Source organism: Kitasatospora sp. NPDC029367 (genome assembly GCF_055569135.1).
This window is the reverse complement of record NZ_JBVHYH010000007.1, coordinates 85,225-98,854: the sequence shown is the minus strand read 5'-3', so window position 1 is coordinate 98,854 and position 13,630 is coordinate 85,225. Positions and strand designations below refer to the sequence as shown.

The window sequence follows — 13,630 nt, the reverse complement described above, 5'->3', positions numbered from 1 at the left end:
TGTTTCAGCACGTGGGCGGCGGTACGGGCGGTGCCACCGGCAGGTCTGCGGGGCACCGGGCGCCGTTCCGAAGAATCCTCGGACGAATACCGGGTGCCCCGGCCGGATTTCTTTTCCGGGGGGATTGCTGAGGCATTCGTCACAATCACGGATGGCCCGCCGCGACCCCCGGTTACGGCCCGGGTGGGCGGCTCGGGTGGGCGACTCTGGTGCGCGGCTCTGGTGAGCCGCCCGGCCGGTGGCCGACCGGCCGGGACCGCCTACCGGCCGAGGCCGAGCTCGGCCGCCATCAGGTCGCCCGCCTGCTGCTCCAGCTGCTCGTCGGTCAGCCCGTCGTCGTCGGTGTCCGCGCCGTCCGGCGCCGCACCGATCGGGCTGTCCAGCCGGACGTGGGCGATCAGCGACTGCAGCGCCCGCAGGACCGCCGTGCAGGTCGTGCCCCAGTTGGAGAGGTACGAGAACTGCCACCACCACAGCGCCTCGCTGACCCGGCCCTCGCGGTAGTGGGTCAGCCCGTGCTGGAGCTCGCTGACCACGCCGGCCAGATCGTCCGAGATCCGGAAGGCGTTCGGCTTCTCCGGCGGACCGTACGGGTCGAAGACCTCGTGGTAGACGTCGATCGGCGCGAGCAGCGCGGCGAGGCGCTCGCGCAGCTGCTCGCCGTCCGGCTCCGGCCCGGCGTCGGGCTCGAAGCGGTCCTCGGGGACGACGTCCTCGATCGCGCCCAGCCGGCCGCCGGCCAGCAGCAGCTGTGAAACCTCCAGGAGCAGCAGCGAGACCGCGCTGCCCGGTTCGTCGCCCTTGGCGACCTCGGTGACGGCGAGCACGAAGCTCTCCACCGAGTCGGCGATCTGCACGGCGAAGTCGTCCGGCTCGGAGCCGTGGCCGTGGATGTGCGGGGCGGGCGCCCCGGCCTCCGGCTGCGGGGAGCCGTGGGGCTGCTGGTTGATCGTCCGGTCAGACATCGAGCAGTCGTCTCCCTTCGAAGGCGCGACCGAGGGTGACCTCGTCCGCGTACTCCAGGTCCCCGCCGACGGGCAGTCCGCTCGCCAGCCGGGTCACCTTCAAGCCCATCGGCTTGCAGAGCCGGGCCAGATAGGTGGCGGTCGCCTCCCCCTCCAGGTTGGGGTCGGTGGCCAGGATCAGCTCGGTGACCGTGCCGTCCGCGAGGCGCGCGAGCAGCTCGCGGATGCGCAGGTCGTCCGGGCCGACGCCCTCGATGGGGCTGATCGCGCCGCCCAGCACGTGGTAGCGGCCGCGGAACTCACGGGTGCGCTCGATGGCGACGACGTCCTTGGGCTCCTCGACCACGCAGATGACGCCGAGGTCGCGCCGCGGGTCCAGGCAGACCCGGCACTGCTCGGCCTCCGCGACGTTGCCGCAGACCGCGCAGAAGCGGACCTTGTCCTTGACCTCCAGCAGCGCGTGCGCGAGGCGGCGCACGTCGACCGGGTCGGCCTGCAGCACGTGGAAGGCGATCCGCTGGGCGCTCTTGGGCCCGACGCCGGGCAGCCTGCCCAGTTCGTCGATCAGGTCCTGAACCACGCCCTCGTACAACGTCGCGCCTTCCCTCGGATGGTCCGGTGGTGCTCCTGGTCGGAGGTGCCCCGGTGCCATCATCCAACGAATCGGGCGCCGGACACACCGCCCGACGCCCGACTCCCACAGAAATCACATGGGTCCACCGTCTGAACTCCAGACCGTCGACCCCCGTGGTGGGGTCCCTGCCTGGGGTTTCCCTAGAACGGCAGACCGGGGATGCCGCCGCCGCCCAGGCCCTGGGTCAGCGGGCCCATCCGCTCGGCCTGCATCTTCTGGGCCGCCTGGTTGGCGTCCCGCACGGCCGCCAGGACCAGGTCGGCCAGGGTCTCGGTGTCCTCCGGGTCCACGGCGGCCGGGGCGATGGTCAGCGCCACCAGCTCGCCCGAACCCGTCACCGTGGCCTCGACCAGGCCGCCGCCCGCCGTACCGTTCACCTTCGCCTCGGCCAGCTCCTGCTGGGCCTTCGCGAGCTCCTCCTGCATCTTCTGCGCCTGCTTGAGCAGCTGCTGCATGTTGGGCTGACCACCACCGGGGAACACGGCTCACTCCTTGCTGTCACACGGTTCGTCGTTCGTCACGGTCGAGCCTACGGGCCCGGGGCGGCCGCTGTGGCCCCGCTCCCGGGGAGTGCTCAGTTGCCGCGGTGGTGGATCTCCTCCAGCACCGTGGCCCCCAGCTCGCGGATGATCAGCTCCTGGCCGGAGAACGTCTCCTCGTTGAGGTCCGGGTCGTCCTCCTCCGGGATGTCGTCCTCCGGCCGCACCGACTGCACCGGGCGGGCCGGGGACGCCACCGGCGGCGGGGCCTGCACCGGCGCGGGCGCCTGCACCTGCGGCCGGGGCGGTGCCTGCACCGGGGCCGGGGCCTGCGCCTGCGGCGGGGCCTGCACGGGGGCGGGAGCGGCCACCGGCGGGGCGGCCACCGGACGAGCCGGGGCCCCCCAGCCGCCGCCGGCCGGGGCCGGGGCCGCCGGCGGCGCGCCCGCGCCACCGGACGGGTCGACGATGCACTCGATCCGCCAGTCCACGCCCAGCGCGTCCGACAGCGCCTGGCGCAGCACGTCGTCACTGTTGCTGCCGACGAAGCTGTCCCGGGCACCGGCGTTGATGAACGAGACCTGGAGCACACTGCCGTCGAACCCGGCCACCTGGCCGTTCTGGCTGAGCAGGATCCAGGTGAAGCGGCGGCGGTTCTTCACCGCCTCCAGGATCTGCGGCCACAGCTGGCGGACCTGCGCGGCACCCTGCTGCGCGGCCGCGGACGGCTGACCGCCGGGCGCGGGGGCGGGGGCCGGCTGGGCCGGGGGCGGGGTCGGCGCGGGCTGCGGGACGGCCTGCGGCTGCGGCGCGGGGGTGGCAGGGGTGGCGGGAGCAGCGGCGGGGGCCGGTGCGCCGCCGGCGGGCGGGAAGCTGCGCGCGATCGGCCAGGCGCCCGGGGCGGGCCCGGCCGGGGCCGGGGGCTGCACGGGGGCGGGGGCGGGGGCCGGTGCCGCCTCGACCGGCGGGGCCGCCTGCGGGGCCACCGGGGCGGCCACGGGCGCCGGTGCCGGCGCCATCCCGGCCATCGGTGCCGCCGGTGCCATCCCGGCCATCGGTGCCATCCCGGCCTGCGGCGCGAATCCGCCCGCCGCGGCCCGGCGCTCCAGCTTGTCCAGCCGCGCCTGCAACGACAGCTCGTCGCTGTACGCGCCCGGCAGCATCACCCGGGCGCAGATCAGCTCCAGCTGGAGCCGGGGCGCCGCATTGCCGCGCATCTCGGTCAGCCCGGTGTTGACGATGTCCGCGGCCCGGCTCAGCTCGGCCGCGCCGAAGGCGTCCGCCTGCGCCTGCATCACCGCGACCCGGTCCGCCGGGGCGTCGATCAGCCCCTTCTCCCCGGCCTCCGGCACGGTGGCGAGGATCACCAGGTCGCGCAGCCGCTCCAGCAGGTCGGTGACGAAGCGGCGCGGGTCGTGCCCGCCCTCGACCACCCGGTCGATCACCTGGAACACCGTCGCGCCGTCCTGCGCCGCGAAGGCGTCCACCACCTCGTCCAGCAGCGCCGAGTCGGTGTACCCGAGCAGCGCCGTCGCCATCTGGTAGGTCACGCCGCCCTCGGCGGCACCGGCCAGCAGCTGGTCCATCACCGACATCGAGTCCCGGACCGAGCCCGCGCCGGACCGTACGACCAGCGGGAACACCGAGTCCTCGACCTGGATGCCCTCGCGGCCGCAGACGTCCGCCAGGTAGTCGCGCAGGGTGCCGGGCGGGACCAGCCGGAACGGGTAGTGGTGGGTGCGGGACCGGATCGTCCCGATCACCTTCTCCGGCTCGGTGGTCGCGAAGATGAACTTGAGGTGCTCCGGCGGCTCCTCGACCACCTTGAGCAGCGCGTTGAACCCGGCCGAGGTCACCATGTGCGCCTCGTCCAGGATGAAGATCTTGTACCGGCTGTGCACCGGCGCGAAGAAGGCCCGCTCGCGCAGCTCACGCGCGTCGTCCACACCACCGTGCGAGGCGGCGTCGATCTCGATCACGTCGATGGAGCCGGGCCCGCCGGTCGCGAGGTCCCGACAGGACTGGCACTCCCCGCAGGGCGTCGGCGTCGGCCCCTGTTCGCAGTTCAGGCAACGGGCCAGGATGCGCGCGCTCGTCGTCTTGCCACAGCCGCGCGGCCCGCTGAACAGGTACGCGTGGTTGACCCTGTTGTTACGCAGGGCCTGCTGGAGCGGAGCGGTCACGTGCTCCTGCCCGATGACCTCCGCGAAGGTCTCGGGGCGGTAGCGGCGGTACAGGGCTAGGGACACACCACCGACGATATCGGGACGGACGGACAAACGCGTCGCCCCTTCACCCCGGCCCCACTCTCCCCACGGCCCGCACGCCCCCGGGAACGCAAAGACCCCTCGTGCACCCGCCAGAGCCCTCCTACCCTTGCTGCCTTCCGGCCCTGGGGGGGTTCAGAGAGATGACGCCACACGAGGGGCTGACCCCCACACTACCGGATCCCAGGCCCGACGATCCACAGGCCACCCCCACCCCTCGGCCTGCGGGATAGCTGGTCGCGAGCACCCCGAAACATGTACTAAGCTCTCCCACGGAGGATTCGCCTAGAGGCCTAGGGCGCACGCTTGGAAAGCGTGTTGGGGGCAACCCCTCACGAGTTCGAATCTCGTATCCTCCGCCTCTGCCCACCTGGGCAAACGAAGGCCCGGACCGCTCAGCGGTCCGGGCCTTCGTCGTTCCGTGGTTGCAGGTGTTCCTGCTCCGATGGGATTCGGACCTCGCCGATGGCATCGAACACCACAGTCTTGATCAGTGGGAACATCGGGCGCTCCCCCGGGAGAGCGCCCGGCCTGGCTCAGAGCCAGCCGCGCTGGGCCGCCTTGAGGCCCGCCTCGAACCGGCTGGTGGCGTCCAGGCGCTCCATGAGGGCGGCCATCTGGCGGCGCACGGTCCGCAAGGAGACCCCGAGACGCTTGCCGGCGGCCTCGTCGGTCAGGCCGGTGGCGAGGAGCTTCAGCAGCTCCTTCTCGGTGGGATTCAGGCCGGTGTCCGTCTCGCGCTGGCGGTCCGCCCCGAGCGGGACGGCGGTGTCCCAGGCCTGTTGGAACAGGGCGAGCAGCGCGGCCACGATCCCCTCCTCCCGCGTGCAGAGCGCCCCACGGCGGGTGTCCGTGGGGTCGATCGGCAGCACGGCGACCTGCCGGTCGAACACCAGCATGCGAGGCGGCAGGACCGGGGCGGTACGCACCTGTCCGCCGGCATCGGTCATCCACTGCGCGTACGCGAGGGTGGCCGGGTCGTTGCGCACGCTGTCCTGGTAGAGCGTCATCAGGGCGACACCGCGTCCCAGCGCCTCCGCGTCGAGCGGCCTGGACGCGTCGAGGCTCTCCTGGGACCGGCCGCCTCCGGGCATCACCGCCAGGCATTCACCCTGCAGCTCCTTGGCCAGCACCCTCAGCTTCGCCTGGATCGCCTCCATCCCGACCAGGCGCTCCGAGCCACCGACGACGGCGACTCCCGGTCGCAGTTGGGCGCACTCGGCCACCGCACGGACCATCGCCGTCTTCTGCGTTGCCAGTTCGTGGTGGCGGCGGGCGAGCTCCTCCTCCTGCCGAAGGAGCATCAGTTCCAGTGCGACCGGGGGCTCGACCACGCGCAGCCCGGTCGGATGGAAGGGGGAGTCCCGCGCGATCGTGAGATCAGCGAGTTCGTCGAGCGCCTCGCGCACCGTGCTCTCCGGCAGGGCCAGCTGCGCGCACAGCTCCGCGACCCCGACTTCGGGGTCGGTGAGCATCCCCCGGTAGACAGCCTCGACGGTCCGGTCCAGCCCCAGCATTTCCAGCATGAAAGCGCCCCCCAGCTAGCCACTGAAAGATCGTTCCCCAGCTTCGCGGGCGACCTTTCCAGCAAGGTACAGCAGCGGCAACCAAGTCCGGCCACGCGGACCCCGGAGGCCGGAGGCACCAAGGTGACAGGCCCATTGGCTCCTTGGCGCCAGGCCGAACCCATTCCACTGGGCCTCTCCGGGCAGCAAGATATTGATCACCGGCACAGCGGCGAGAACGAAACCCGCTCGCCAGGACCGCTCCGAGGCCTCCCGCCTCCCCACACACTTCACCGACAGGGGTACCGCCATGCCTAACGCCGCCCGCCTGCTCAAGGTCTCCGCCATCACCGCCGCGCTGTTCCTCGGCACCGCACCGGCCGCACTGACGACGGCGGCCGGGGCGCAGACCACGGTGGCAAGCGTCACGGTGGCGAGCGTCACGGCGGCAAGCACCACGGCGGCGAGCGTCACGGCGAGTTCCATCGGCTGGGACGTCACCCCGGCCGGCTCGGCCCTCAGCGGCGGCCCGCAGGCCGACAGCATCGGTTGGGACTGACCTGCCGTGCACATCGTCCACCTGACCCTGCACCAGGTGGTGAGCACGGGCTCCGAGGAAGCCGACGCGCACACCGTGCACGACGCCCTGTGGGCGCACGCCCAGTCGCGCCACGGCCTGGAACACGTCCGCGCCCGTGCCGGTCCGCACGGTATCGACCTCATCCTGTTCCTCCGGGCCGGCAGCCCGAGTGAGGCAGCGGCACATGCGTGCGAGCTGCTCGGCTTCGCCACCAGGTCAAAGATCTTTTCCCGGTACGTCATACCGCTGCTCGGGCAGTAAGGCTCCGCCTTCCCGCAGAGGCCTCCCGCAGAGCCCTCCCGCAGAGCTCTCCCGCAGAGCCCTCCCGCAGAGTCCTCTCCCCGCAGACTCACCGCACCCTGGCACGGCCTCCGCCGCGCCACACCTCATCGAAGGACTTATGTCATGACCATGACCATGCCCACCACCCGTCGCCTCAAGCAGACCGGTCTGGCCGCGCTCATCGCCGCCGCCGCAGTGAGCGGCCTGACGGTTGCCCCGGCCCACGCGAGCACGACGTCCTCGATCGCCGCCACCGCGACCGCAGAGGTCGGCAACGGGCCCTGCGCCCACGGCGGTTACTCGTCCGGGCTGAACAGCCAGAGCACCAGCTGCGACGGCTCCGGCGGCCAGTCCCAGGCCTGGTGCGCGGACTTCGTCGGCTGGGTGTGGTCCCAGTACGACGTCGCCCACCTCTCCGCGATCGACAACACCGCGGCCAGCGTCTACGACTACGGCAAGACCTACGGCACCCTGCACAGCACCCCGCAGGTGGGCGACGCCGTCGTCTACAACTACAACGCCTCCAGCGACTACGCCGACCACGTGGCGCTGGTCACCGCGGTGAGCGGCGACTCCATCACCGTGGTCGGTGGCAACGAGGGCCACTCGAGCGGTCACTCCCAGGGCATCGTGCAGCAGGAGAGCACCTCCCACTACGCGGTGGGCGACGCGCCCTGGAACCAGACCATCAGCGGGTACATCAGCCCGGTCGTGAAGCCCTCGGTCACCTTGAACTACTCGCAGACGATCGCCGGGGACTACAACGGCGACAAGGTCTCCGACCTGTTCGCCAAGGACTCCGCAGGCAACCTGTCCGTCTGGACGGGCAACAAGGGCGCGGGCTTCAGCACCAAGAAGCAGCTCACCAGCGGCTGGAACTTCACCCAGACCGCCACCGCGGACTTCACCGGCGACGGCATGGCCGACCTGGTCGCCCGGGACTCCTCCGGCAACCTCTACCTCTGGAGCGGCAACGCCGGCGGCACGTTCAGCACCAAGAAGCTGCTGACCAGCGGCTGGAACTACACCCAGACCGTGGCCGGCGACTTCCGGGGCACCGGACACGCCGACCTCATCGCCCAGGACGCCTCCGGCAACCTCTACCTGTGGCCCGGCAACGGCGACGGCACCTTCGGCGCCAAGAAGCTGCTGACCGGCGGCTGGAACTACACCCAGACCACCGCCGCCGACTTCACCGGCGACGGCATAGCCGACCTGGTCGCCCGGGACTCCTCCGGCAACCTCTACCTCTGGAGCGGCAACGCCGGCGGCACGTTCAGCACCAAGAAGCTGCTGACCAGCGGCTGGGACTTCACCCAGACCACCGCGGGTGACTTCACCGGCAGCGGCCACGCCGACCTGATCGCCCGCGACGACACCACCGGCACCCTCTACCGCTGGGCCGGCAACGGCAGCGGCGGCTTCGCGGCCAAGGTCCAGGTCACCACCGGCTGGTAGCACCTGCCCCGCCGCTCACTCCGGTGTCCCGCACTGACGCCCCGTGCGGGACACCGGCTGCCCGACTCCCCCTCACGCCCTCACCACGATCGGAAGTCCCATGCGCCTCACCAACCGTAAGAACCGTCACGCCCTGGCCCTGGCCGCCGCCGCCTGCACCGCCCTGGTCGCCTCGCTGGCCGGCGCCGGCAGCGCCGCCGCCGCCTCCGTCAGCACCTGGGAGAAGGTCGCCCAGTGCGAAAGCAGCGGTGACTGGAGCATCAACACCGGCAACGGCTACTACGGCGGCCTGCAGTTCGACCTCAGCACCTGGAACGCCTACGGGGGCCAGCAGTACGCCGCCTATCCCCACCAGGCCACCGAGAACCAGCAGATCATGATCGCCGAAAAGGTCCTGGCCGCACAGGGCCCCGCCGCATGGCCGCAGTGCGGCGCCTCGAACGGCCTCGGCACGGACAAGCAGAGCCCGTTCCCGTCGACGACGCTGAACTACTCCTCGACAACAGCCGGGGACTACAACGGCGACAAGGTCTCCGACCTGTTCGCCAAGGACTCCGCAGGCAACCTCTTCGTCTGGACGGGCAACAAGGGCGCGGGCTTCAGCACCAAGAAGCAGCTCACCAGCGGCTGGAACTACACCCAGACCGCCACCGCCGACTTCACCGGCGACGGACTCACCGACCTCATCGCCGGCGACGCCTCCGGCAACCTCTACCTCTGGACCGGCAACGCCGGCGGCACGTTCAGCGCCAAGAAGCTGCTGACCGGCGGCTGGAACTACACCCAGATGGTGGCCGGCAACTTCCGGGGCACCGGACACGCCGACATCATCGCCCGGGACTCCACCGGCAACCTCTACCAGTGGCCCGGCAACGGCGACGGCACCTTCGGCGCCAAGAAGCTGCTGACCAGCGGCTGGAACTACACCCAGACCACCGCCGCGGACTTCACCGGCGACGGCATAGCCGACCTGGTCGCCAAGGACTCCGCCGGCAACCTCTACCTCTGGACCGGCAACGCCGGCGGCACGTTCAGCGTTCCCGTCAAGCTCACCGACGGCTGGAGCTACAGCCAGACCACCGCAGGTGACTTCACCGGCAGCGGCCACGCCGACCTCGTCGCCCGCGACGACACCACCGGCACCCTCTACCGCTGGGCCGGCAACGGCACCGGCCACTTCGCCGCCCCCGTCGCCCTCACCACCGGCTGGTAGTCGCCCTCACCACCGGCCGGCAGGCGCGGCACGACCCGGACCAGCAGGCCCGGCACCAGGACCAACACCAGGCCAGCAACAGGCCCAACACCAGGCCCAACACCAGGCCCAGCACGAAGGAGTCAGGCCGATGAAACGCGGCAGCAGAGCCACGCAGAAACGTCCGCGCACCGCGGTAGGTCGAGCAGCAGCAGTGGCCACGGCCCTGTGCTGTGGACTCGTCACGGCCCCTTTCGCGGCCGCTGCCCCGGCACTCGCCGACACCACCGGCTGCGCGGCCTACCCGACGCCGCTGGCGGCCACCAGCCGCCCCAGCCCGGCGACTTCGCCGTGGACGGGCAGCTGGGGCACCGCCCTGAGCAACGCCGGACCGGCCGCGCAGTCCGGCGTGTCAGGCCAGCAGACCCTGCGGATGGTCGTGCACAGCAGCATCGCGGGCAACAGCGCCCGGATCCACCTGGCGAACACCTTCAGCTCGGCTCCGGTCACCATCGGCCACGCGACGATCGCCGTCCAGGGCTCGGGCGCGACCCCGGCGGCCACGCCCGTCACGCTGACCTTCGGCGGCAGCCAACAGACCGTCATCCCGGCGGGTGGTGACGTCTACAGCGACCAGGCCGCTTTCCCGGTCACCGCCGACGAGAACCTCCTGGTCAGTATCTACCTGCCGGATCCGGTCAGTTCTGCGCCCTACCACCCGGACGCCCTCACCACCTCGTACACCAGCGCACCCGGCGACAGCACCGACCACGCCGCGGGGGCCGGCAGCACCGGCTTCACCACCTCCTACTACCACTGGGCCTACCTGAGCGGACTCGACGTCACGGCAGGCGGCGCCGGAACGGTCGTGGCCATCGGGGACTCGCAGACCGACGAAGGCCACACCACGGCCGACACCAACCGCCGCTGGGTCGACGACTACGGCAGGGCACTCCAGGCCCAGCCGAACCCGATGGGCGTGGTCAACGAGGGGCTCTCGGGCAACCGCCTGCTCACCGATGCGCCCGGGCAGAAGCCCGGCTACGGGGCCAGCGCCCTCACCCGGTTCGACCGCGACGTACTGGCCCAGCCCAACGCCCGCTCCGTGATCCTCTACGAGGGCATCAACGACATATCGCTCGACGGCGCGACGGACGCCGCCCTGGAAGCCGGGATCCAGCAACTGTCCGCCCGGGCACACGCCAAGGGACTCAGCTTCAGCGTCGCCACCATCCCGCCCTTCGAGGGCAACAGCATGTACTCGGCGGCCAAGGACAACGTCCGGCAGTGCGTCAACGCCTACATCCGCAGCACCTCCGACATCGACCACTACCTCGACTTCGACCAGGCCACCCGCGATCCGCTGGCACCCGGCCACCTCTTCGCCGGGTACTACAACCGGGGTGACGACCAGCTGCATCTCAACGACAACGGCAACCAGGTCCTGGCGAACACCATCGCCGCCCCGCCGACGGCGTCCTCCGTCCCCCTGAACTTCTCGCAGCAGGTGGCCGGCGACTTCCGGGGCACCGGACACACCGACCTCATCGCCCGGGACACCTCCGGCAACCTCTACCGCTGGCCCGGCAACGGCGACGGCACCTTCGGCAGCCGCATCCTGCTCACCAGCGGCTGGAACTTCACCCAGACCACCGCCGCCGACCTCACCGGCGACGGCATCGCCGACCTGGTCGCCAAGGACTCCGCCGGCAACCTCTACCTCTGGACCGGCAACGCGGGCGGTACCTTCAGCACCAAGAAGCTGCTGACCAGCGGCTGGAACTACACCCAGACCACCGCCGCCGACCTCACCGGTACAGGCCGCGCCGACCTGATCGCGGCCGACTCCAACGGCAACCTCTACCGCTGGCCCGGCAACGGCGACGGCACCTTCGGCAGCCGCATCCTGCTCACCGGCGGCTGGAACTTCACCCAGACCACCGCCGCCGACTTCCGCGGCACGGGCCACGCCGACCTCATCGCCCGCGACGACTCCACCGGCACGCTCTACCGCTGGCCCGGCAACGGCGACGGCACCTTCGGCGCGAGGACGGCGGTCACCACCGGCTGGGCCCCGTTCTCCCAGACCACCGCCGGCAGGTTCCGTGGCACCGGCGCCGCCGACCTCATCGCCCGCAACGACAGCACAGGCGATCTCGACGAGTGGGACAACGTCGGCAACGCCTCCTTCACCCGCCCACTACGGCTCACCGGCGGCTGGTAGGCAGCCTCCCTCCCGGTGAGGCCTCGGGGCCCTGCAAGAGCGCGGCGTTCAAGGCCCTGACCGGGAAGGAGCCGACGCCACCCCGCGGTTGCAGCTCTGGTTGCATTCGCCCCCGCCCGTCGCCGTTCAGCGCAGGCACAGTCGGCCACCTCACCGCAGGTCAGGACGCCCGTGACCGCGCCCGAACCGTCGGACGAACATCTGGAAGGCGCTTTGGGGGCAACCCCTCAAGAGTCCGAATCTTGCATCCTCCGCCTTTGCCCAGCAAGGCAGTTGAAGGCCCCGACCGGTTTCCCGGTCGGGGCCTTCTTTGTGCCCTGGTCTCCAGCTCCCGCAGGAGCACCCTGCAGCGGCCTTCGCCTCGGCCGGGCTCTGGGTCGTGTCCAGAGCTTGCCGCCGGGTTAGATGGGCGTCAACATAGACGTATGTCGAATCTGGAGCCGAAGGTGCTCGACCAGGACGAGGCGGCGGTCGCGTGCTGCTCGCCGATGGTCCGCGAGCCGCTGGGTGAGGCGGCCGCCGTCGACCTGGCGAAGATGTTCAAGGCGCTGTCGGACCCGGTGCGGCTGCGGCTGCTGTCGTTGATCGCCTCGCACGAGGGCGGCGAGGCCTGTGTCTGCGACCTGACCGGGCCGTTCGACGTGTCCCAGCCGACGATCTCGCACCACCTCAAGGTGCTGCGCGAGGCCGGGCTGGTCGGTTCCGAGCGCCGGGGGACGTGGGTCTACTACTGGGTGCTGCCCGCCGCGCTGGCCAAGCTGTCCGCGCTGCTCCAGGCCCCCACCGGGGAGTCCGAATGACCGGGGTGTCGTCGGCCCCGGGCGACGGTGACCGCCGTCCGGCCCCGGCCGCCCGCTGACCCCACCGCCCTTGCCCCGTACGCCCGAAGGGCCCCTCGTGAGCACTCCCGCCGTTCCCGCCGTCCCGTCCGTCCCGTCCGTGCTGTTCGTCTGCGTGCACAACGCCGGCCGTTCCCAGATGGCCGCCGCCTTCCTCGCCCGCCTCGGCGGCGACCGGGTCGAGGTCCGCTCGGCCGGCTCCGCCCCGGCCGACACCGTGAACCCGGCCGTGGTCGAGGCCCTGGCCGAGGTCGGGATCGACATCTCCGCCGAGACCCCGAAGGTGCTCACCACCGAGGCCGTCCAGGCGTCCGACGTGGTGATCACCATGGGCTGCGGCGACGCCTGCCCGTACTTCCCGGGCAAGCAGTACCTGGACTGGAAGCTCGACGACCCGGCCGGCCAGGGCGTCGACGCCGTCCGCCCGATCCGCGACGAGATCGAGCGGCGCATCTGCGGCCTGCTCACCGACCTCGGCGTCGAGACCGCCGGATGAGCGGGGCCGTACGCGTCGCCGGCATGGCGCCCGAGCACGCCGACCAGGTCCTGGCCATCTACCGACATGGCATCGACGAGGGCAACGCCACCTTCGAGACCGCCGCCCCGACCTGGGCCTCCTTCGACAACGCCAAGCTTCCTGACCACCGCCTGGTCGCCCTCGACACCGACAACCGGGTCCTCGGCTGGGCCGCCGTCGCCGCCGTCTCCGACCGGTGCGCGTACGCGGGCGTCGTCGAGCACTCCGTCTACGTCCACCCCGGCGCGCGCGGGCGAGGAGTCGGCGCCGCGCTCCTCGACGCACTGATCGCCTCGACCGAGGCCGCCGGGATCTGGACCATCCAGTCCGGCATCTTCCCCGAGAACACCGCCAGCCTGGCCCTCCACGCCCGCGCCGGCTTCCGCGTCATCGGCACTCGCGAACGCATCGGCCGCCACCGCGGCATCTGGCGGGACGTCACCCTCGTTGAACGTCGCAGCCCCAGCGTCGACTGACCAGGACGCCGTCCGGGACCGGGACATGGGCCGCCTGCGGACCCTGCCCACCCAGGCAGGCCGCCTCCGCCACCGCGACAGTCGCGGGGCTGGGACAGCTGCGCGTACCGCCTGGGTGATGGCGCGGCCGGCACGACACCCGGAGGCGTACGACTACGCGATGGCGCACTTGGACGGCGAGGAACGGGCCGACAAATCGAGTGCGAGCGTTC

Annotated in this window: 13 protein-coding genes, 1 tRNA gene and 1 other RNA gene; 9 read left to right on the top strand and 6 right to left on the bottom strand. The window is 71.6% G+C overall.

What is annotated here, in order from left to right; all coding sequences use genetic code 11:
* Positions 1–260: 260 nt before the first annotated feature.
* The 5 genes from ACZ4W5_RS06665 to ffs all read right to left on the bottom strand — a co-directional run bounded on the left by ACZ4W5_RS06665 (position 261) and on the right by ffs (position 4,511).
* A complete protein-coding gene (locus tag ACZ4W5_RS06665; RefSeq protein ID WP_360227087.1) occupies positions 261–965 on the bottom strand; it encodes a DUF5063 domain-containing protein in 705 nt (234 codons plus the stop codon).
* Entirely contained in the window at positions 958–1,557 is a 600-nt protein-coding gene (recR, locus tag ACZ4W5_RS06660) for a recombination mediator RecR (RefSeq protein ID WP_344345751.1), read from the bottom strand. Before recR ends, ACZ4W5_RS06665 begins: the two co-directional genes overlap by 8 nt.
* A 182-nt stretch (positions 1,558–1,739) precedes the next feature.
* Positions 1,740–2,081: a YbaB/EbfC family nucleoid-associated protein gene (locus tag ACZ4W5_RS06655; protein WP_360227091.1), complete on the bottom strand. Its 342-nt coding sequence runs from the start codon at positions 2,079–2,081 to the stop codon at positions 1,740–1,742.
* A gap of 92 nt (positions 2,082–2,173) precedes the next feature.
* Positions 2,174–4,327, bottom strand: a complete 2,154-nt coding sequence (locus ACZ4W5_RS06650; protein ID WP_465653353.1) for a DNA polymerase III subunit gamma and tau — start codon at positions 4,325–4,327, stop codon at positions 2,174–2,176.
* A gap of 87 nt (positions 4,328–4,414) precedes the next feature.
* An RNA gene (ffs, locus tag ACZ4W5_RS06645) (signal recognition particle sRNA small type) lies at positions 4,415–4,511 on the bottom strand.
* Positions 4,512–4,619: 108 nt separating this feature from the next.
* Here ffs and ACZ4W5_RS06640 point away from each other — a divergent pair.
* Positions 4,620–4,704 (top strand) — tRNA-Ser (locus tag ACZ4W5_RS06640).
* Positions 4,705–4,881: 177 nt separating this feature from the next.
* Here ACZ4W5_RS06640 and ACZ4W5_RS06635 read toward each other — a convergent pair.
* The gene (locus tag ACZ4W5_RS06635) at positions 4,882–5,871 is read right to left on the bottom strand and encodes a helix-turn-helix transcriptional regulator (protein ID WP_360227115.1); all 990 of its coding nucleotides are present in this window, start codon (positions 5,869–5,871) and stop codon (positions 4,882–4,884) included.
* A gap of 289 nt (positions 5,872–6,160) precedes the next feature.
* Here ACZ4W5_RS06635 and ACZ4W5_RS06630 point away from each other — a divergent pair, with 289 nt between their 5' ends.
* The 8 genes from ACZ4W5_RS06630 (at position 6,161) to ACZ4W5_RS06595 (ending at position 13,418) form a co-directional block, all read left to right on the top strand.
* Positions 6,161–6,409, top strand: coding sequence for a hypothetical protein (locus ACZ4W5_RS06630; RefSeq protein WP_360227118.1), 249 nt, complete (start codon positions 6,161–6,163; stop codon positions 6,407–6,409).
* Between the two features lie 6 nt (positions 6,410–6,415).
* Positions 6,416–6,691: a hypothetical protein gene (locus tag ACZ4W5_RS06625; RefSeq protein ID WP_465653350.1), complete on the top strand. Its 276-nt coding sequence runs from the start codon at positions 6,416–6,418 to the stop codon at positions 6,689–6,691.
* 144 nt (positions 6,692–6,835) lie between these two features.
* Positions 6,836–8,170 (top strand): FG-GAP-like repeat-containing protein, encoded by a 1,335-nt coding sequence (locus ACZ4W5_RS06620; protein ID WP_465653348.1) that lies wholly within the window; start codon positions 6,836–6,838, stop codon positions 8,168–8,170.
* Between the two features lie 100 nt (positions 8,171–8,270).
* The gene (locus ACZ4W5_RS06615) at positions 8,271–9,383 is read left to right on the top strand and encodes a transglycosylase family protein (RefSeq protein ID WP_465653346.1); all 1,113 of its coding nucleotides are present in this window, start codon (positions 8,271–8,273) and stop codon (positions 9,381–9,383) included.
* A gap of 193 nt (positions 9,384–9,576) precedes the next feature.
* A complete protein-coding gene (locus ACZ4W5_RS06610) occupies positions 9,577–11,586 on the top strand; it encodes an FG-GAP-like repeat-containing protein (protein WP_465653344.1) in 2,010 nt (669 codons plus the stop codon).
* A gap of 425 nt (positions 11,587–12,011) precedes the next feature.
* Positions 12,012–12,386, top strand: coding sequence for an ArsR/SmtB family transcription factor (locus ACZ4W5_RS06605; protein ID WP_465653342.1), 375 nt, complete (start codon positions 12,012–12,014; stop codon positions 12,384–12,386).
* A gap of 97 nt (positions 12,387–12,483) precedes the next feature.
* Positions 12,484–12,921 (top strand): arsenate reductase ArsC, encoded by a 438-nt coding sequence (locus ACZ4W5_RS06600; protein WP_465653340.1) that lies wholly within the window; start codon positions 12,484–12,486, stop codon positions 12,919–12,921.
* Positions 12,918–13,418 (top strand): GNAT family N-acetyltransferase, encoded by a 501-nt coding sequence (locus ACZ4W5_RS06595; protein ID WP_360227147.1) that lies wholly within the window; start codon positions 12,918–12,920, stop codon positions 13,416–13,418. Before ACZ4W5_RS06600 ends, ACZ4W5_RS06595 begins: the two co-directional genes overlap by 4 nt.
* The last annotated feature ends 212 nt before the right edge of the window (positions 13,419–13,630 follow it).